The organism is Mycobacterium sp. SA01 (assembly GCF_041287105.1).
Taxonomy (GTDB): domain Bacteria; phylum Actinomycetota; class Actinomycetes; order Mycobacteriales; family Mycobacteriaceae; genus Mycobacterium.
Genome location: NZ_JBGGNO010000022.1, coordinates 363223 through 381535 on the forward strand (window position 1 = coordinate 363223; position 18313 = coordinate 381535).

The 18313-nt window shown below is 66.1% G+C and carries 19 protein-coding genes; 14 read left to right on the forward strand and 5 right to left on the reverse strand.

Translation table 11 applies throughout. The annotated features are described in order from the left end of the window. Positions 1-7: 7 nt before the first annotated feature. The 6 genes from AB4879_RS27845 to AB4879_RS27870 are packed head-to-tail and all read left to right on the forward strand — an operon-like array spanning position 8 to position 6136. Entirely contained in the window at positions 8-1534 is a 1527-nt protein-coding gene (locus AB4879_RS27845; protein WP_370510145.1) for an ABC transporter substrate-binding protein, read from the forward strand. Continuing rightward, the gene (locus tag AB4879_RS27850) at positions 1534-2475 is read left to right on the forward strand and encodes an ABC transporter permease (protein ID WP_370510255.1); all 942 of its coding nucleotides are present in this window, start codon (positions 1534-1536) and stop codon (positions 2473-2475) included. The genes AB4879_RS27845 and AB4879_RS27850 overlap by 1 nt, the downstream gene beginning before the upstream one ends. After that, entirely contained in the window at positions 2472-3329 is an 858-nt protein-coding gene (locus tag AB4879_RS27855; protein ID WP_370510146.1) for an ABC transporter permease, read from the forward strand. Before AB4879_RS27850 ends, AB4879_RS27855 begins: the two co-directional genes overlap by 4 nt. Continuing rightward, complete coding sequence (locus AB4879_RS27860) at positions 3326-4918, forward strand: dipeptide ABC transporter ATP-binding protein (RefSeq protein ID WP_370510147.1); 1593 nt, start codon at positions 3326-3328, stop codon at positions 4916-4918. Before AB4879_RS27855 ends, AB4879_RS27860 begins: the two co-directional genes overlap by 4 nt. 12 nt (positions 4919-4930) lie before the next feature. Beyond that, entirely contained in the window at positions 4931-5380 is a 450-nt protein-coding gene (locus AB4879_RS27865) for a hypothetical protein (RefSeq protein ID WP_370510148.1), read from the forward strand. Positions 5381-5395: 15 nt separating this feature from the next. Then, positions 5396-6136: an SDR family NAD(P)-dependent oxidoreductase gene (locus tag AB4879_RS27870; RefSeq protein WP_102805565.1), complete on the forward strand. Its 741-nt coding sequence runs from the start codon at positions 5396-5398 to the stop codon at positions 6134-6136. Here the strand turns inward: AB4879_RS27870 and AB4879_RS27875 are convergent. Then, entirely contained in the window at positions 6133-6588 is a 456-nt protein-coding gene (locus AB4879_RS27875; RefSeq protein ID WP_102805566.1) for an SRPBCC family protein, read from the reverse strand. The two genes, AB4879_RS27870 and AB4879_RS27875, sit on opposite strands and share 4 nt — an antisense overlap. A gap of 5 nt (positions 6589-6593) precedes the next feature. Continuing rightward, complete coding sequence (locus tag AB4879_RS27880) at positions 6594-6932, reverse strand: DUF732 domain-containing protein (RefSeq protein WP_199189758.1); 339 nt, start codon at positions 6930-6932, stop codon at positions 6594-6596. A 336-nt stretch (positions 6933-7268) separates the two neighbouring features. Between AB4879_RS27880 and AB4879_RS27885 the strand changes: the two genes are divergently transcribed. From AB4879_RS27885 to AB4879_RS27895, 3 genes are all read left to right on the forward strand, one after another. Further along, positions 7269-7700 carry an MmpS family protein gene (locus AB4879_RS27885; RefSeq protein ID WP_102805568.1) on the forward strand — a complete coding sequence of 144 codons (432 nt, stop codon included), beginning with the start codon at positions 7269-7271 and terminating at the stop codon, positions 7698-7700. After that, on the forward strand, positions 7697-10585 hold the full coding sequence (locus AB4879_RS27890; protein ID WP_370510149.1) for an RND family transporter: 2889 nt from the start codon (positions 7697-7699) through the stop codon (positions 10583-10585). The genes AB4879_RS27885 and AB4879_RS27890 overlap by 4 nt, the downstream gene beginning before the upstream one ends. Positions 10586-10727: 142 nt before the next feature. Next, positions 10728-11015 (forward strand): hypothetical protein, encoded by a 288-nt coding sequence (locus AB4879_RS27895; RefSeq protein ID WP_370510150.1) that lies wholly within the window; start codon positions 10728-10730, stop codon positions 11013-11015. Between the two features lie 2 nt (positions 11016-11017). On the opposite strand, the gene AB4879_RS27900 is transcribed toward AB4879_RS27895, so the two are convergent. Then, on the reverse strand, positions 11018-12142 hold the full coding sequence (locus AB4879_RS27900; RefSeq protein ID WP_370510151.1) for a phosphotransferase family protein: 1125 nt from the start codon (positions 12140-12142) through the stop codon (positions 11018-11020). A 91-nt stretch (positions 12143-12233) separates the two neighbouring features. On the opposite strand from AB4879_RS27900, the gene AB4879_RS27905 reads away from it, so the two are divergent. Then, complete coding sequence (locus tag AB4879_RS27905; RefSeq protein ID WP_102805572.1) at positions 12234-12707, forward strand: SRPBCC family protein; 474 nt, start codon at positions 12234-12236, stop codon at positions 12705-12707. On the opposite strand, the gene AB4879_RS27910 is transcribed toward AB4879_RS27905, so the two are convergent. After that, positions 12691-12975 carry a hypothetical protein gene (locus AB4879_RS27910; RefSeq protein WP_102805573.1) on the reverse strand — a complete coding sequence of 95 codons (285 nt, stop codon included), beginning with the start codon at positions 12973-12975 and terminating at the stop codon, positions 12691-12693. The genes AB4879_RS27905 and AB4879_RS27910 overlap by 17 nt on opposite strands. A gap of 321 nt (positions 12976-13296) precedes the next feature. Here AB4879_RS27910 and AB4879_RS27915 point away from each other — a divergent pair, with 321 nt between their 5' ends. The 4 genes from AB4879_RS27915 to AB4879_RS27930 all read left to right on the forward strand — a co-directional run bounded on the left by AB4879_RS27915 (position 13297) and on the right by AB4879_RS27930 (position 17070). Continuing rightward, positions 13297-14955 (forward strand): DUF4185 domain-containing protein, encoded by a 1659-nt coding sequence (locus AB4879_RS27915; protein ID WP_370510152.1) that lies wholly within the window; start codon positions 13297-13299, stop codon positions 14953-14955. An 85-nt stretch (positions 14956-15040) separates the two neighbouring features. Continuing rightward, complete coding sequence (locus AB4879_RS27920) at positions 15041-15532, forward strand: winged helix-turn-helix transcriptional regulator (protein ID WP_370510153.1); 492 nt, start codon at positions 15041-15043, stop codon at positions 15530-15532. Beyond that, entirely contained in the window at positions 15529-16341 is an 813-nt protein-coding gene (locus AB4879_RS27925) for an acyl-CoA thioesterase (RefSeq protein WP_370510154.1), read from the forward strand. Before AB4879_RS27920 ends, AB4879_RS27925 begins: the two co-directional genes overlap by 4 nt. Further along, positions 16342-17070, forward strand: coding sequence for a TVP38/TMEM64 family protein (locus AB4879_RS27930; RefSeq protein WP_370510155.1), 729 nt, complete (start codon positions 16342-16344; stop codon positions 17068-17070). Here AB4879_RS27930 and AB4879_RS27935 read toward each other — a convergent pair. Next, entirely contained in the window at positions 17067-18227 is a 1161-nt protein-coding gene (locus tag AB4879_RS27935; RefSeq protein ID WP_370510156.1) for a hypothetical protein, read from the reverse strand. The genes AB4879_RS27930 and AB4879_RS27935 overlap by 4 nt on opposite strands. Between the last annotated feature and the right edge of the window lie 86 nt (positions 18228-18313).

Sequence of the window (18313 nt, forward strand, 5' to 3'; positions counted from 1 at the left end):
TCCCATCATGAGACGACCAGCGGTATTGACCGCTGCCCTCGTAATGATCGGGCTGCTGGCGGCGTGTTCGATGGGCTCGCGGGTCGATCTGGGCGGCGCCTCGGCGGGCAACATCACGGCTGCGATCGCCGGCGAGCCCGACCAGCTCGATCCTCAGCGCAGCACCGCGTACTTCTCCTTCGAGGTGCTGGAGAATGTCTTCGACACCCTGGTCGAGCCCGACGAGAACCTCGAGATGCGACCGGCACTGGCCGAATCCTGGGAGGTCTCCCCCGACCAACTCAGCTGGACCTTTCACCTGCGCCCCGGCGTCAGCTGGCACGACGGTTCGCCGCTGCGCGCTTCCGATGTCGTCTACTCCTACCGGCGGATCATCGATGAGAAACTCGCCAACGTCGACAAGCTCAGCGCGGTTCGCGACGTGCGCGCACCGGATCCGCAGACGGTCGTCATCGACGTCCGGCACCCCACCCCGAACCTGCTGACGAACCTCGGCGGCTTCAAAGGGATGGCGATCGTGCAGCGTCGCAACGTCGAAAGCGGCCAGATCGCAACGCATCCGGTGGGCACCGGACCGTTCGCCTTCACCGGACGCAAGAGCGGTGACTCGATCACTCTGACCGCGAACAAGAACTACTGGGGAGGCGCCCCGAAGGTTCCGGGGGTGACGTTCCGGTTCATCTCCGAACCGTCGACGGCGTTGTCGGCACTGCAGGCCGGTGAGATCGACTGGACCGACGCGATTCCGCCGCAGCGTGTCGAGCAGTTGAAGGGCGACGACTCGATCCACCTGGCCGTCACGCCGTCCAACGACTACTGGTATCTGGCGCTCAACGAGGCACGCGCTCCGTGGAATGACGAACGGGTACGGCAGGCGATCGCCTACGGCATCGACCGGGCGTCGATCGTGCAAGCCACCAGCTACGGGACCGCCACTGCGAATCAGCTTGCGATTCCCCACGGTAACCCGTGGTACACGCCGTACGACCGCTACCGCCACGACGAAGACCGGGCCCGGGATCTTCTCCGGCAGGCCGGGATCGGCAACCAGAAGTTGGACATGCTGGTGACCAGCGAGTACCCGGAGACGGTCACCGCGGCGCAGATCATCGCCGACAACCTCGCGGGGATAGGCATCGACGTCAGCATCCGCACCGTCGACTTCGCGACCTGGCTCGACGAACAGAACAGCGGCCACTTCGACATGCTGATGATGGGGTGGCTCGGCAACATCGATCCCGACGACTTCTACTACGCCCAGCACCACACCGGCGGCTCGAGCAATGCGCAGAAGTTCTCCGACCCTGTTGTCGACCGACTACTGGACGCCGCGCGCGAGGAGACCGACCGTGCGCGCCGCCACGACGAGTACGCCCGCGCCGCGACGATCATCGCCGACAAGGCCAGCTACATCTACCTCTACAACCCCTCGGTCATTCAGGCGTGGTCGACCAGCCTGGCCGGATATGACGCCCGCCGCGACGGGGCCGTGAGGTTTCGCTCGGCCTACCTGACGAGGGGTGGTGCGGCGTGATCGCGTTTCTTCTGCGACGGCTGCTGTACTCGGCGGTGGTGATGTTCGGTGTGCTTGTCGTGGTGTTCGCGTTGGTGCACCTGGTGCCCGGCGACCCGGTGCGCATCGCATTGGGCACCCGCTACACACCGGAGGCCTACCAAGCCCTGCGCTCGGCCAGCGGTCTCGACCGCCCGCTGATCACACAGTTCTTCTCCTACGCCGGCTCGGCGCTGACCGGCGACCTCGGGGTCAGCTTCCGCAACGGCGAACCGGTGACCGCGACACTGCTCGAGCGGCTGCCCGCCACGGTGTCCCTTGCCCTGGTCGGCATCCTGATCGCGCTCCTGATCGCGCTGCCCGCGGGCATCTATTCGGCTCTGCACCGCGGTCGGCCGGGTGACGGAATCATCCGGGTGGCAAGCCAATTCGGTGTCTCGATCCCAGACTTCTGGATGGCGATCCTGCTGATCGGCCTGTTCGCCTCGACACTGGGCTGGTTGCCCACATCCGGGTACCGGCCGCTGTTGCAGGACCCTGGCGGATGGCTGCGCCACATCGTATTGCCCGGCCTCACGGTCGGATTGGTGGCCGGAGCGATCATGACCCGGTATGTCCGGTCCGCGGTGCTGGAGGTCGCCGAGGCCGGCTACGTGCGAACCGCCCGGTCCAAAGGACTTGCACCCATGGTGATCACGTCGCGGCACATCGTGCGCAACGCGCTGGTTCCGGTGTTGACCATCACCGGTATTCAGCTGGCGACGATCCTCGGCGGCGTGATCGTCGTCGAGGTGGTCTTCGCGTGGCCCGGATTGGGGCGGCTGACCTTCAACGCGGTCGCCGCCCGCGACTATCCGGTGATCCAGGGTGCGGTCCTGCTGATCGCCGCGCTGTTCCTGCTGATCAACCTGATCGTCGATGTACTGTACGCGGTGGCCGATCCACGGATCCGGCTGTCATGAGAGTGTCGAATTGGCGCTTGCTGCTTGGCAATCCGGTCGCCTTGATCAGTGCGATACTGCTGCTGGCCATCGTCGTCGCGGCCCTCGGCGCACCGTGGTTGGCCCCATCTGGAGTCAACGATGTGGATGTGCCGAATGCCCTGCAGGCTCCCGGCGGCGCACACTGGTTCGGCACCGACGAGCTCGGCCGCGACATCGCCTCCCGGGTACTGGTCGCGACTCGGGCGTCGCTGGAGGTCGCGGTCGTCAGCGTCGCGTTCGCTCTTGTCGTGGGGGTGAGCATTGGCGTGTTCGCCGGGTACCGGGGCGGCTGGGCGGACACGGTGTTGATGAGATGCGTCGACGTGATGTTCGCGTTCCCGGTTCTGTTGCTGGCGTTGGCGATCGTCGCCGTCCTCGGCCCGGGGCTGACCACCACCATGCTGGCCATCGGCGTGGTGTATACGCCGATCTTCGCCCGGGTTTCCCGGGCCAGCACACTGGGTGTACGAGTGGAACCGTATGTGGCGGTGTCACGTTCGATGGGCAGCCCGCACCGCTACATCCTGGCTCGCCACATACTTCCCAACATCGCCGGGCCGCTGATCGTGCAGACGTCGCTGTCGCTGGCGTTCGCGATCCTTTCCGAGGCTGCGCTGTCGTTCCTGGGGCTGGGACTGCAACCGCCGCAGCCGTCCCTGGGCCGGATGATCTTCGACTCGCAGGGGTTCGTCACGCTGGCGTGGTGGGTGGCGGTGTTCCCCGGCGCGGCGATCTTCGTGATCGTGCTGGCGTTCAACCTGCTGGGCGACGGGCTCCGCGACGTCCTGGATCCCAAGCAGCGCACGTCCACCGAAGCCGGGCGGGCCTCATGACTCCCGTGCTCAGTGTCCGCGATCTGCACGTGCGGCTCGGTCGCCGAGAGATCGTGCGGGGCATCTCATTCGATGTCGAGCCTGAACAGACATTGGGGATTGTCGGTGAATCCGGCTCCGGCAAAACGATGACGGCACTGGCAGCCACCGGTTTGCTGGACACCCCGGGCGCGGTCACAACCGGCTCGAGTGTGCTTGCACCCAATGATGATTCGCGCACGATTCAGCTGGTGGGTGCGAAACCCCGGGTGCTGCGCAGCGTGCACGGCGGGCGTATCGGCTTCGTGTTCCAGGACCCCGGCACGTCACTCAATCCGCTGCTGACGCTGGAGCGGCAAATCACCGAATCCCTTCAGGCACAAAAGAACCTGACCCGGCGCGGTGCCCGGCAGCGCGCCCTCGAACTGCTGGAGGCCGTCGGGCTGCCCGAGGCGGAACGGCGCCTGGACAGTTACCCGCATCAGCTCTCGGGCGGTCAGCGACAACGGGTCATGGTGGCGATCGCGCTGGCCTGCGACCCCGAACTTCTGGTCGCCGACGAACCGACCACCGCCCTGGACGTGACCACGCAAGCGCAGATCGTCGCCCTCATCAAGGATCTACAGCGCGATTTCGGCGCCGCGGTGGTGTGGATCAGCCACGATCTGGGCCTCGTCGGGCAGGTGGCCGACACCGTCACGGTGCTGCAGGACGGGGTGTCGGTGGAACAGGCGCCGATCCTGGACATCTTCGACTCCCCGAGTCATCCCTACACCCGTGAACTGCTCGACGCTCGACCCCTGATCGGCGCCGGCGGGCCACCGCCCGCGCCGGCCGATGCCGCCGTCCTGCTGGACGTCGAGAAACTCCGCGTGCGATTCGGCGGGGTCACGGCCGTCGACGGCCTCTCATTCCAGATCCGCCGCGGCACCACCCTGGGTCTGGTCGGCGAATCCGGGTCCGGTAAGTCGACGGTGGCCGGTGCCCTGACCGGACTGGTCACCCCCACGTCTGGCACGGCGACGCTGGACGGGGTGGACATTCTCGGGGTGCGCGGCGCGGACGAGAAGGCGCTGCGACGCCGGATCAGCCTGGTGCTGCAGGACCCGTTCGCGGCACTCGACCCGCGCTCCCGCATCGGTTCGGCGATCGCCGAACCCCTTGCTGTGCATCGCATTCGGCGCGGTAAGTCCGCTCGCACCGCGCGGGTGGCCGAACTGCTGGAGCTGGTCGGCCTACCGGGCGAGTTCGCGTCGCGCTATCCGCATGAACTGTCCGGGGGCCAGCGGCAGCGGGTCAGCATCGCCCGGGCGCTCGCTGCCGAACCGGAACTGGTCATTCTCGACGAGGCAACAGCATCCCTCGACGTTTCGGTCCAGTCCCGTGTTCTGGATCTGCTCGCCGACCTGCAGCGCGACCTCGGCCTGACCTACCTGTTCATCTCCCACGACCTGGCGGTGGTGGAACGGATGAGCCACGAGGTGCTGGTGCTGCGCGGTGGCGCCACTGTCGAATACCGGCCTGCCGCCGACCTACTCGCGACGCCCGAGCAGGAGTACACCCGCGCACTGCTGGCGGCCGTACCGCCAGCACGACCGCGCGCGGGCTGACATGCTCGTGGCGTGAAACCACTCGCCGTCATCGAACCCTCCGAGGCGGCCACCGTCGCCGGCTCGGTCGCCACCACCGACAGCGCGGTCGTGGCCGGATCAGTCAGCACCATCAGCAGCGCAGTCGTCGCCGGGTCCATCGCCACCGTCGGCAGCGCGGTGGTGAACGCCTCGATTGCGACGGCGGGCAGCGCCGCCGTCGTCGGATCCATCGCCACCGCGGGCAGCGCCCTCGTTGTCGGCTCGGTGGCCACCTCGGGCAGCGCGCTGATCGCCGGCAGCGTGCTCTCGGTGTTCTCGGTGCGGCTCCGCAAATGCGTGGCGTGCCTGGCGTGCGTCGCATGCCGGGGTTGCACCGCCTGCGTCGGCTGTGTGAGATGCACCGACTGCGTCGGCTGCGTTGGGTGCTACAACTGCTCGGGACTACGCAACGCGAAGGGACTTCGCGACGTACACGCTTGAGCGAAGGGTCGGGTTATGACACAGCTGGACGGAAAGGTCGCCCTGGTGACCGGCGCGTCGTCGGGCCTCGGGGCTGCGACGGCGCAGGTGTTCGCCGAGCGGGGTGCATCGGTCTTCGGCATCGCGCGAGACGCCGAGCGGATGGCGACGGTGTTCGAATCTGTTCCCGGCGGCGCCTATTCGTCGGTCGACATCACCAGCGCACAGGCCTGCCAGGACGCGGTCGCGCAGTGCGTCGAAAAGTTCGGGCGGCTCGACGTGCTGGTGAACGCGGCGGGTTTTCACCAGATGCGGCGCACCACGTCGGTGACCGACGAGGACTGGGATTACGACCTCGCCGTCAACCTGAACGGCCCGTTCTATCTGACCCGCGCGGCGCTGCCGAAGCTGCTGGAGGTGGGCGGCAACATCGTCAATGTCGCCTCGATCGCCGGCATCGAGGGTGAGGTGTATTCGGCTGCGTACTGCGCGGCCAAGCACGGGCTGGTCGGAATGACGAAGGCCTTGGCGATCGAATACACCAAGGAACAGCTGCGGGTGAACGTCATCTGCCCGGGCGGAATGCTCACCCCGCAGGTGACCGAGTTCAAGACCCCCGAGGACGCGGACTGGGATCTGATCATGCGCATCGCCGCTCCCCGCGGGATGATGGCGCCTGCCGATGTGGCGAAGGTGATCGCGTTCCTGGCGAGCGACGATGCGACGACCATCCACGGCGCGGTCTACAACGTCGACAACGGCAAGACGGCGGGCTAACCCGAGGCCTCGAAGTGGCGGCGAATGCCGGCCAGCATCTCCTCGTGGGCGTCAACCGCCTGCCGCACGGTGATACCGAGCAGCGGCCACGGCGCGGTGAACCGGATGCGTTCGGTCAGCCGGGTGCCGACGGGTATCGGATCGAAGGACACCACCGAGTCCAGCCGAACGGCCGGGAACTGGCGGGCCTCGGTGCGAACCGGACCGGACTCAGGAACCTCGAGTCGGGCCGTATAGGTGATCGGAAGGCTCGCGATGCCGAGCGGGATGCGGTCACGAACCCGGTAGACGTGGACGTAGCCGTCGTCGTTGACCGTGTGCGACAGCGTTTCGACAGACACCACCAGCGGGTGCACGTCCTTGATGTTGTTCAGATCGACGTAGTGCGCGCGCACCGCATCGGGTGCGCCGGGCACGTCCTGTGCGACGACCCGGTCGACGGGACCTGCCACGCCGACTACTGGACGGCGACTGCCTGCAGAACGCCGACCTGGTCCGGGCAATAAGTGCCGATCGCAGCGCCGAGGAACTGCAGAGCCTGGCCCTGGGTGGTACCCAGCGGCAGGTTGGTCACCAGGAACTTCGCCGAGGCGTACGCGTCCTTGTCCAGGCCGGTGGCCAGACGCTTGCAGGTGATCTTGCCGATCCATGCGTTGTAGTCACGAGGCCCGTAGATCCCGAACGTGTGCAACTGATTGGCGAAATCGGTGTCGGGGTCGGCGTGCGACGGCGCGGCCAGCACAATCGGCGCCGCAACGGCCGCAACGGCGGCCATGGCAAGCCTCGTAACGTTCATGGCCAAGATTGTAGGACAGCTAAACACTGCTGCACGAGCCATCCCGCACAATTGGCCGCGCGACGGTGAAATCGGCCCTCCGCGGGTGTGACCACAGCCGACTTCGGTCGGCGATGTGACCTCGGGCACGAACGCCGAGGGAGAATCGATTACAGCCGTTACCGGGGGGTATCGTCCGATCAATTAAGTGAGCTAATCTCTTACGTTAAGTCAGCTAAGCTATCGCGACATACAAGAAATCGGGGTTGAGATGGGACGGACGGCCGCACTCACGAACGGCGCCGAAGGAGTCACCGCGCTGTCCGTGCCGGCGTCGTAGTTTCGTCGGGAAATCCTATGGTCAAGGCACTCAGGCGGGCGTGGATACCGCTGCTCATCGTGGTTGTGGTCGCCATCGCCGCGTTCGGCGTCGTCCGCCTGCACGGTGTCTTCGGCAAGACCGAGCTCACCCGTCCCGGCAGCGGCCTGGCCAACGACACCAAGCCGTTCAACCCCAAGCAAGTGACCTATCAGATCTTTGGCCCCGAAGGCGCTGTGGCAACCATCAACTATCTCGACCTGGACGCGCAACCGCAGATCGCCCGTGACATCACGCTGCCCTGGTCGTTGACGCTCACCACGACCGCCCCGGCCGCCAGCGCCAACATCGTCGCCCAGGGCGACACCGACACGATCGGGTGCCGCATCCTCGTCGACGGCGTGCTCAAGGACGAGAAGACCTCGACCGGGGTCAATGCCCAGACCTTCTGCCTGGTGAAGTCCGCATGATCGACCTGCAGACCCCGCCCAAGAAAAATCCGTTGATCCCCCGGTTCGTCCGGGCGTTCTCGGTGCCGATCGTCCTGCTGTGGCTGGGCCTGGTCGTCGTCCTCAGTGTCGCGGTTCCCTCGCTGGAACAGGTGAGCCAGGAGCACACGGTCTCGCTGGCTCCCGAGGACGCTCCGTCGATGAAGGCGATGAAGAAGGTCGGCAAGGACTTTCAGGAGTTCGACTCCAACAGCAGTGCGATGGTGCTGCTCGAGAGCGATCACGAGCTGGGCCCCGAGGCGCACCACTACTACGACGGCTTGATGCAGAAGCTGCGCGCGGACACCAAGCATGTCGAGCACATCCAGGACTTCTGGGGTGATCCGCTGACCGCCGCCGGGTCCCAGAGCGCGGACGGCAAAGCCGCCTACGTCCAGGTCTACCTGGCCGGCAACCAGGGCGAGGCGCTGGCCAACGAATCGATCGACGCGGTCACCAAGATCGTCGACGACAATCCCCCGCCCGCGGGGATAAAGGTCTACGTCACCGGACCGACCGCGTTGAGCCACGACCAGCACAACGCCGGCGACTCGGCGGTCAAACTGATCGAGGCCATCACGATCGGCGTCATCTTCGTGATGCTGCTGCTGGTCTACCGATCGATCACGACGGTGATCCTCGTGCTCGTGATGGTGTTCACCGAGCTCACCGCGGCCAGGGGGGTCATCGCCTTCCTCGGCCACTACGAACTCATCGGCCTGTCGACGTTCGCGGTGAACCTGCTCGCCACCTTGGCCATCGCCGCCGCGACCGACTACGCGATATTCCTGATCGGCCGTTATCACGAGGCGAGACTGGCCGGTGAGGACCGCGAAACGGCCTTCTACTCCATGTATCACGGCACATCGCACGTGATCCTGGGTTCGGGCCTGACCATCGCCGGCGCGACATTCTGCCTGCACTTCACCCGGCTGCCGTACTTCCAATCGCTGGGCTTCCCGCTGGCCATCGGCATGCTCGTCGTCGTCATCGCTGCGCTGACCCTCGGCGCGGCCGTCATCTCGATCGGCGGCCGGTTCGGCCTGTTCGAGCCCAAGCGGAAGATGAACACCCGTACCTGGCGACGTGTCGGCGCCGCGGTGGTTCGCTGGCCCGGACCGATCCTGGTCGCCTCGATCGCGCTGTCGTTGATCGGGCTGCTGGCGCTGCCGTCGTACAAGACCAATTACAACGATCGCTACTACCTGCCCGGCAGCATCCCCGCCAACCAGGGTTACGCGGCCGCCGACCGGCACTTCCCGCAGGCCCGGATGAATCCCGAGCTGCTGCTGATCGAAACCGACCACGATGTGCGCAACCCGGCCGACATGCTCGTCATCGACCGAATCGCCAAGACCGTCTTCCACATTCCGGGCATCGGTCGGGTGCAGACGATCACGCGCCCACTCGGCACCCCGATCGAGCACACCTCGATCCCGTTCATCATCAGCATGCAGGGCACCAACCAGACGATGAACATGTCCTATCTGCAGGACCGCATGAAGGACATGCTGAAGATGGGTGACGAGCTACAGGTCACCATCGACACCATGGAGCGCATGCTGGCGCTGACCAAAGAGATGGTCGGGATCACCCACAGCATGGTGGGCAAGACCAAGCAGATGGTGGCCGACACCAACGAAATCCGGGACAACATCTCCGATTTCGACGACTTCTTCCGGCCGATCCGCAATTACCTCTATTGGGAGCCGCACTGCTTCGACATCCCGATCTGCTGGTCGATGCGGTCGATCTTCGACTCCCTCGACGGAATCGACACGCTCAGTGACGATCTCGGGGCATTGGTGGTCGACATGGACAGGCTCGACGTCCTGATGCCCAAGATGCTCGAGGTCATGCCGCCGATGATCGCGACCATGAAGACCATGAAGACCACGATGCTGACCATGCAGTCGACCATGGGTGGGCTGCAGGATCAGATGGACGCCATGCAGCAGAATGCCACGGCATTGGGCCAGGCGTACGACGCGTCGAAGAACGACGACTCCTTCTATCTGCCGCCCGAGGTGTTCGACAACCCGGAGTTCAAGCGCGGCCTGAAGATGTTCGTCTCGCCGGACGGAAAAGCGGTGCGGTTCATCATCTCCCACGAGGGAGATCCCGCGACGCCGGAAGGCATCTCACACATCGACAAGATCAAGAACGCCGCTTTCGAAGCGATCAAGGGCACCCCGCTGGAGGGCTCGAGGGTCTATCTCGGTGGCACCGCGTCGGTCTACAAGGACATGCAGGAGGGCGCGAACTACGACCTGATGATCGCCGGTATCGCGGCGCTGTGTCTGATCTTCATCATCATGCTGGTGATCACCCGAAGCGTGGTGGCGGCGGCGGTGATCGTCGGCACGGTGGTGCTGTCGCTCGGTGCGTCGTTCGGGCTGTCAGTCCTACTGTGGCAACACATTCTGGGTCAGCCATTGCACTGGCTGGTCATCGCGATGGCGGTGATCATCCTGTTGGCGGTGGGATCGGACTACAACCTGCTTCTGGTCGCGCGGTTCAAGGAAGAGATCCACGCCGGCCTCAACACCGGCATCATCCGGGCGATGGGCGGCAGTGGATCGGTGGTGACGTCGGCCGGCCTGGTCTTCGCCTTCACGATGGCCTCGATGGCGGTCAGTCCCCTTCGGGTCGGCGGCCAGGTGGGTACGACGATCGCCTTGGGCCTGTTGTTCGACACCTTGGTGATTCGGTCGTTCATGACGCCGTCGATCGCGGCCCTGCTGGGCCGGTGGTTCTGGTGGCCGCAGCGGGTGCGCCAGCGCCCGCTGCCGGAGTCATGGCCGACGCCGCAGGAGGCGGCGGACCGGCGGCCCGCGGACGCGAACGCGCCCGGCGGCTCGACCTGATCAGCGCGGCGATCTCACCTGGCGAGTCGTCGGCTGTTCGGCACCTGTTCAACCGCCGTTCGCACATCGGTAAGTCCGGCCATGACTTTGCTGTCATCCTTGACGGCAGCCCTGAAGGCCGGCCACCGATGAAAGGACTCCGATGTCGCTCGAACTGCGCTGCTTCGCGACGCTGCTGATTGGTGTCGGTACGTCGATTGTGCTGGCCCCGTTGGCTGTTGCCGATCCCCCGAGCATCCCGGAGCCGGGATCGGAGTCGGCCGCCGCGACCATCCGGGACCTCGACGCAGCAGGTTACGACGTGCAGTTGCAGTACGAGAACGGCGCTCCGCTGTCTCCGCTGTCGCAGTGCACAGTGACCGACATCAACACGACGGGGTCGGCGGGCAGCCAGGGCCTCGCCTACGTCACCATCAACTGCCCCAAGTAGGCTCAGCGCCCGCGTTGAAGCGCATCGACGGTCTCGAGCTCCTCGAGTGCCGTCACCGCGCGCCGCAGACCCTCCAGGGCAATGCCTTCGGACTGCATGCCACCGAGGCCCGCAGTGCCAAGCGCCGAAAGATACGGGTGCACAACGGCTTGCCGGTATCGCGTCCATAAATCGTCACGGTCGAAGTTCGGGCCGCCACGGTCCGTCAGTGCATTCCGATACGTATCGAGTAGGTCGCGCTCCACAGTGCCGCGGTCGGCGACGGGGGTGCCGAGGACGATCGCGTAGGCAAGATCGCGCGACGGATGACCGCGGCGCACCACCTGCCAGTCCAGCAATCCGGCATGTCCGTTGCGGAAGAACGTGTTTCCGGGATGGGAGTCGCCGTGCAAGACGGTGTGCGGGCCGCTGTCGATCAGTTCGGCGACGGCGGGAAAGTTCTCCCAGATATAGCGACCGGCGTGCACGGGTATCGTCGTCGAGCCGGCCAGCCGGCGCGCGGAGGCGCGCATCACCGTGGGTGTGATGAGATTGGCCGGGTCACCGGACGGGGCCAGCAGCCAGCCGAATTGGCCACCGCCACCGGACTTTTGCGGTAACCGGCCCCAGAATGTCGCGTGCAGTCCGGCCAGCGCCTCGACGACTTGAGCCATCTGGTCGGTGGACAGTGGGTGCAGGGTGTCGGGGAATTCGCATGGCGTGCGAGACATGTCCTCCAGCACGATCACATACCGACCCGTCAGCGCGTCGAACGCCGAGCCGTATGACCGCGGAATCCCCGCTCCGAGTTCAGGCGCCAGCTCACGGTAGAACCGGGCCTCGGTCTCCCCGAGTCCGGCCAGCTCCCCCAGCATTCTGATTGCGGCGGTGGCGGCGCTCATCTTCACGAACACCGATGACGGCACGCCGGCGCCGGTGAGGCCGAGGCGGGCACGACTCGACGTGCCGGCCGCGCCGTCCAGAACGGCCACCGAGTCGACGGGTCGGCCGATGATCGCGGACAACGCGGCCGGCGTGAGGTCGGCGATCCGGCGCGGAAAGGACCGCCTGCCGCCGAGGGCACCGTCGAGAGCGAGACGCCGCACACCGCGGCCGAGATGGACGCCGAAGCGTGCAGCTGATCGCACCGGTGGACCATACCGCCACCGCGGCGCGCGTAGTTACAAATTGGAGAGGAAGTGTAAACTGCGCGCACAGCCGACATGAAAGGCAAGGCAATTGGGCATCGTGACCACCAGCTCGGAGACGGCCTTCAGCCAATCACCGGAGACGATCTACGACTTCGTCACCAATCCCGCCAACTGGACCAAGACCTACCCCGGCAGCAATTACGTGGGGAAGCTGGACAAACTACCGCTGGCCGTGGGCGACACGTGGGAAGAGGGCGGGCCCGACGGGGACCGGATCTTCACGTGGCATTTGGCGATCGCCGTGCGACCGAAACTGTGGGTGTTCACGTCGGTGGGCCGGCTGGGCCACGACCGGGAGGGCAATGGCGGAATGGACGGGCGGATCACCGTCCAGTACCACTTCACCACGCCCGGCCCGGACATCACGCTGTTCACCCGCACGATGACCATCGAGGCGCCCAAGGACGCGCCGATGCCCGACGGCTTCTTCCGAATCGTCAACCCGGCCAATATCGACCGGTACCACGCCGCTATCGCGCGGGAGCTCAGCCAATCCCGTTGAGTCCGTGGTGGTGATTGCCGCCCGAGTCGGTCGGCGCCGGCGGAGCGATCACCGTCGGGCTGAACTTGTTGGGGTTCGACGGGTTGAGCCCCTTCTCGGTGGGCGTCGCCGACGGGCTCGGTGACGTCGAGGACGTCGTGGTCGAGACCGACGGTGCCGGAGCCGGGTTCTCGTTCTTGCTGCAGGAGGCGACAAACGACGCCATGGCAACGAGTGCGGCACCGCCGACGACCGCAGCGAGACGGGCAGAAACAGAGGGCGAATTCATGAAAATCCTTTACCGAAGGCGGCGATCTCGCCCTCGCCGGGGGCCTTAGATAGGCCTGAATGCCTGTTCAAGCGGAGATCTTGCCACGGACTGCCGGAATTGGCAAACATTCGTGCCGAGGGTGTTGTTTCCTCGCGGTTCCGCGAAGCGGGCCGGCGGGTTCGCCGGGCCATTCGGCTGTATGCCGTGATCACCCGAGCTGACCGGCTTCTCGTCATTGCATGCCCGGTGATTTTGTTTGCAGACTTGTGACTCCGAGTCCTCCACGAGGTTTGCCGGGTGCGGTACCGTCTTCTCAGTGTTTTCTAAGGGGAAGCAGTAATGGGTTCGACGAATAATGCCTCGGCATATGTGGGCCGCATCGGCGGCCTGGCAGTGGGATTGGGTGTCGGGGTGGCCATCCTCGCCGGCGCCGGCGCGGCGTGGGCGGAGGGGTCCGGGTCGGGCAACTCGGGCTCGTCGTCGCACAGCTCGGCGTCGCACAGCTCGTCCAGCACCGGCTCGTCCGGACCGTCGAAGCCCAAGACCACCGCATCGTCGGCCCGCACCTCGAACAAGCTCACCGCGCGCAGCGCCAGCAAGGCCCCCCAGGCCGCCGCCGCACCGAAGACCAGCGCGGTCAACGCCGCGGCCAAGCCCACCGCACCCAAGATCGTCACCGGGCTGCTCTCCGCAGTCGGCGTGACGACCGGCACCACCGGTGTGGCCACCTCCCAACGTGCGGCCGTCGCCAGCGCGGTGGTGTCGACCGCAGCCGTGCCGACCGCACCCACCACCATCCCGTCGTATCCGGTCGGCTGGGTGACCGGGCAGGCCAACAACGCCTACCCCGGCATCGGATGGCCGCAGACGAACAACACCAAGGGCTTCGGGATCTACGGCACCGATCTCGGCATCATGTGGGAGAACGGGCTGACCGGCAACATCCAGCTGGCGTTCGGCGACACCTTCAGCGCGCCGGGCATGACCGGCGACTGGCGCTCCAATGTGCTGCTGCTCAGCCAGGACAAGAACCTGACCAATGGCCTGACCCTGCTGCAGACCGGCTACGCCTACCAGTTCATCCCGCGCAATTCCGGCGTCCTGTTCCCGTTCCTCGGCTCCGAGGTGACGGTCATCCCGACGTCGGCCATCTCGGTGAACAACGAGCAGTACGTCAACTACATGTCGGTCAAGTCCTGGGACACCCCGGGCCGGTGGACCACCAACTACTCGGCGATCTCGATGTACGACCCGGCCACGGACAAGTGGGTGCTGCAGCGGTCGACCATCCGCTCGGCGAGCTGGTTCGGCTCGACGAAGCCCTACGTGCCCGGTAACCAGAACTTCCAGCAGGCGGCGTATGTCCTGCAGCCCGCCGATCAGGTCGCCGAGGGCGACACCCAGTACCTCTACGCATTCGGCACCCCGTCGGGTCGCGCCGGTTCGGCCTATCTGTCGCGGGTCTCGGTCGACGACGTGAACAACCTGGCCAAGTATCAGTACTGGAACGCGACCACGAGCACCTGGGTTACCGGCAAGCCCGTCGCGGCCACGCCGATCATCGGCGATTCCACCCGCTCCGCCGGGCTTTTCGGACCCGTCATCGACTGGGCCAACAACCCCAACGTGCTCGGTGGAATGCTCGGCGGCCTGTTCGGCGCCAAGACGGGTGGCAACGTCAGCGAGATGTCGGTTCAGTACAACGACTATCTGGGCAAGTACGTGATGATGTACGCCGACGGCAACAACAACGTCAAGATGCGCTACGCCGACTCCCCCGAGGATGCATGGTCGGCACCGATCACCGTTGCGACGTCGGCGACGTATCCGGGCCTGTACGCGCCGATGATCCATCCGTGGTCGGGCACCGGAAAGCTGGTCGACAGCAACGGAAATCCCGACGACAGCACGCTGTACTGGAACATGTCGCTGTGGGGCAACTACAACGTCGTGCTGATGGAGACCGACCTGTCCTCGCTGAAGGCCACTCTGGTCTGAGGCCACCCGCCTAACCAACGTCACCGGTGTGACGTTCGGCGTCCGCCCCTGAGTCCAAAATTCAGACTCTGCTAGTCTCGGTGCTATGCCCGTCGACCGCGACCTGATCAGTGCCGAAAACTGTTCGGTCAAGCGAGCACTGGACATCGTCGGCGAGAAGTGGACTCTGTTGGTGCTGCGGGAGGCGTTGTACGGCGCCCGGCGCTTCGAGCGGTTCCAGAGCCGCATCGGCTGTCCCCGTCAGGTTCTCACCGACCGCCTGAACACCCTCGTCGCGGCGGGCGTGTTACGGAAGGTGCCCTATCAGGAGCCCGGCCAGCGGGAGCGTCACGAGTACCGGCTGACCGAGAAGGGCCGCGACCTGCTGCCGGCCGTGATCGCGCTGATGCACTGGGGCGACAAGTGGGAGGCCGACGCGGCCGGTCCACCGGTCGAGGTCGTGCACCGGGAGTGCGGCCATCCCGTCGAACTGGTTCTGCGATGTCGCGACGACCACGCCCCGCTGACCGCCCACGACACCGAGCCGCGGCCGGGTCCCGGCGCCCGCCCAGCCACGACCGGAAGGACGAGTCGATGACCACGACCGCCACGCACCCTTTTGACACCGCGATCAGCCTGTCGGACAACGCCAATGGGAGCTATGTCGGCCAGACCACGCCGGACTACGCGAACATGGTGGGCCCGTTCGGTGGAGTGACGGCCGCTGCAATCGTGCGTGCGATCGAGCGGCACCCGGATCGGATCGGCGAACCCGTCGCGCTGACCGTCAACTATCTCGCCGCGGTCACCGACGGCTCCTTCGACGTCTCGGTGCGCGCCGTTCGCACCAACCGGACCAACCAGCACTGGACCGCCGAGGTGACCCAGGAGAACGGCATCACCACGACCGCCACCGCCGTCTTCGGGCTGCGCCGGGATGCTTGGTCCGACACCGAAGCGACCATGCCCGACGCCCCCGATCCCGAAAGCATCGCGCACACAACAGTTCCCGGACCGGTCCCGTGGATGCGCAACTACGACATGCGCTACGTCGAGGGAGGGGTGCCGACGGACGCGGCGGAAATCTCGTCGTCGACGACGACGCTGTGGGTGCGACAACGCCCGGTCCGCGGGCTGGATTTCCCGGCGCTGAGCGCGCTCACCGATGTCTTCTACCCGCGCGTGTTCCTGCGCCGCGGCCGGATGCTGCCGGCCGGCACCATCTCGCTGACCACCTACTTCCACGTCGACGGCACCGAACTCGCCGAGCAGGGGTCCGACTTCGTTCTGGCCACTGCGCACGCCCAGCGGTTCGCCCGCGGATACTTCGATCAGACCGCGCAGATCTGGGGCCGCACCGGGACCCTGCTGGCCACCAGTCACCAGATCGTCTACTACAAAGACTGAATGGCCGACGATCCCGAACAGCCCGCAACCCGGCGGTGGCCGCACGTGCTGCGGCTCGTGCTGTTCGTCGCAGCCCTGCTGACGCTGTTCTACCTCGTTGCGGTGTCCAAGGTCATCGATCCGGCGGGTGTGCGCGCCGCGGTATCGGCGACGGGTCCCGCCGCTCCCCTGGTCTACGTCGTGGTGTCGGCGGGATTGGCCGCCGTGTTCGTTCCGGGCCCGCTGCTGGCCGCAGGCAGTGGCGTGTTGTTCGGCCCGCTGCTGGGCACGTTCGTCACTCTCGGTTCGACGGTCCTGACGGCCGTCATCGCCGCTCTGCTGGGCAGGCGAGCCGGCCGCGACAGCGCCCGGGCTCTGCTCGGCCCCGACTGGTCGACCCGCATCGACTCACAGATCCAGCGCCGCGGCCTGTGGGCGGTGGTCGGTCAGCGGTTCGTGCCGGGCATCTCCGATGCACTGGCGTCCTACGCATTCGGCGCGTTCGGAATGCCGGTGTGGCAGATGGCGGTTGGAGCATTCGTCGGATCTGCGCCGCGCGCATTCGTGTATACCGCCTTGGGCGCGTCGATTTCGGACCTGTCATCGCCACTGGGCTATACCGCGATCGCGGTGTGGTGCATCACCGCGATCATCGGGGCGTTCGCCGCCCATCGCGGGTATCGCGGCTGGCGTGGGCGGCGCGAGGGTGGGCCCCTCCCCGGGGGTGAGGAGAGACCCACTCCCGATTAGCGGCCGCTGTGTCCGCGGCCACCCGCCTTGTGCTGGTGCTTCGGGCCGGCCGTATCCGACTTGCTGTCGTTGCCGTCCTTCGTTGATGCCGAAGCGGAAGGCTTGTGCTGCAACGGCTTTGCCGATGCCTTGGCGTCTGACGACGCCTTGGTGCCGGTCGGTGCCGACGGATCGACCGTTGTCGGCTTTTCGCCCGCCGGCTTGTCGGTCACCGTCGTCTCGGCGGTGGCCGACGCGGCGGGCAGTTCTTTCGTCTTCACCGCGGCAGCCGTCGTGGTCGCGGCCGGCTTCAGGGCCGCTGCAATCTGGTGTGCCAGTGTCTGCAGAGTCGAAATGGGGCCTGCGGCATTGAGGATGATTCCGCCGTCTGGCCCTATCGAAATTCCACTCGCGGAGAACAGCCCTCCAGCCAGCACCGACAGCCCCGGACTGACAAGGGGCCCCAGGTCGGGTCCGAAGCCGCCGTTGAGTACACCGTCGAGAATCGTGGCGGGACCGGTGAGGATGGCGTTGACGACCTGACGCGGGTCGCCGGTGCGGACAGCGTCGATGACGTTTTGGGTGGCGGCGCCAGCAGCCCCCAGGCCGCTGATCACCGGTCCGAGTAAGCCGACAACGTAAAGCCCATCCTGCAGTGGATCCCGGAATACCCCGGCAACGTTGATCAGGTTCTGAATGGGCTGGGTGACGAACTGCTCAACGGCGGGCAGCAGGTTGATCAACGGCAGGCCCACTGCCACAGGGACGGTCAACAGGGCGTTGGTTGCCGCCTCCACATTGCCCGCCGCAAGCGAGGTAAGCACCGTCTTCAACAGGTCGGGTGACGTCTTCGTCAGCGCGGTGAATAGTCCGCTGCCCGCGTCGCCCAAGGCCGCCCCGAGCGCACTGAGGCTCGCGGTCTGATTGGCCACGATCTGCTTGAGCGCCTCACCGGGATCGGCGGCGTCGACGAGGGCTTGCAGATTGGCGGTCGCGGTTGCGAATACCTGCTTGTAGGTGTCGATGGGGCTGACCGCAGCCGCGAGCGTCGTTGCGTCCAGGTGGATCGCGGGCAGATGGAGATCCGGCACCGGTGGGGCGATCGGCGAGGCGGCGATGACGCCGGCGCCGAGCAGCGCCACACTCGCCGTGACGGAGGAACGAACAGCACGTTGCATGAGGAATCCCGAGATGTTGAGGTTGTACTGACATTCGGGAACCTACTGCCGGGTAAGTTTGGCTGACCATCGCACAAATTGATGAG

Excerpts from the sequence above, each read along its gene's own strand:
- AB4879_RS27925 (WP_370510154.1), top strand. The coding sequence starts at position 15,529 with ATGACCACGACCGCCACGCACCCTTTTGACACCGCGATCAGCCTGTCG.
- AB4879_RS27880 (WP_199189758.1), bottom strand. The coding sequence starts at position 6,932 with ATGAACGTTACGAGGCTTGCCATGGCCGCCGTTGCGGCCGTTGCGGCG.
- AB4879_RS27920 (WP_370510153.1), top strand. The coding sequence starts at position 15,041 with ATGCCCGTCGACCGCGACCTGATCAGTGCCGAAAACTGTTCGGTCAAG.
- AB4879_RS27930 (WP_370510155.1), top strand. The coding sequence starts at position 16,342 with ATGGCCGACGATCCCGAACAGCCCGCAACCCGGCGGTGGCCGCACGTG.
- AB4879_RS27885 (WP_102805568.1), top strand. The coding sequence starts at position 7,269 with ATGGTCAAGGCACTCAGGCGGGCGTGGATACCGCTGCTCATCGTGGTT.
- AB4879_RS27910 (WP_102805573.1), bottom strand. The coding sequence starts at position 12,975 with ATGAATTCGCCCTCTGTTTCTGCCCGTCTCGCTGCGGTCGTCGGCGGT.
- AB4879_RS27845 (WP_370510145.1), top strand. The coding sequence starts at position 8 with ATGAGACGACCAGCGGTATTGACCGCTGCCCTCGTAATGATCGGGCTG.
- AB4879_RS27860 (WP_370510147.1), top strand. The coding sequence starts at position 3,326 with ATGACTCCCGTGCTCAGTGTCCGCGATCTGCACGTGCGGCTCGGTCGC.
- AB4879_RS27915 (WP_370510152.1), top strand. The coding sequence starts at position 13,297 with ATGGGTTCGACGAATAATGCCTCGGCATATGTGGGCCGCATCGGCGGC.
- AB4879_RS27935 (WP_370510156.1), bottom strand. The coding sequence starts at position 18,227 with ATGCAACGTGCTGTTCGTTCCTCCGTCACGGCGAGTGTGGCGCTGCTC.
- AB4879_RS27895 (WP_370510150.1), top strand. The coding sequence starts at position 10,728 with ATGTCGCTCGAACTGCGCTGCTTCGCGACGCTGCTGATTGGTGTCGGT.
- AB4879_RS27870 (WP_102805565.1), top strand. The coding sequence starts at position 5,396 with ATGACACAGCTGGACGGAAAGGTCGCCCTGGTGACCGGCGCGTCGTCG.
- AB4879_RS27890 (WP_370510149.1), top strand. The coding sequence starts at position 7,697 with ATGATCGACCTGCAGACCCCGCCCAAGAAAAATCCGTTGATCCCCCGG.
- AB4879_RS27855 (WP_370510146.1), top strand. The coding sequence starts at position 2,472 with ATGAGAGTGTCGAATTGGCGCTTGCTGCTTGGCAATCCGGTCGCCTTG.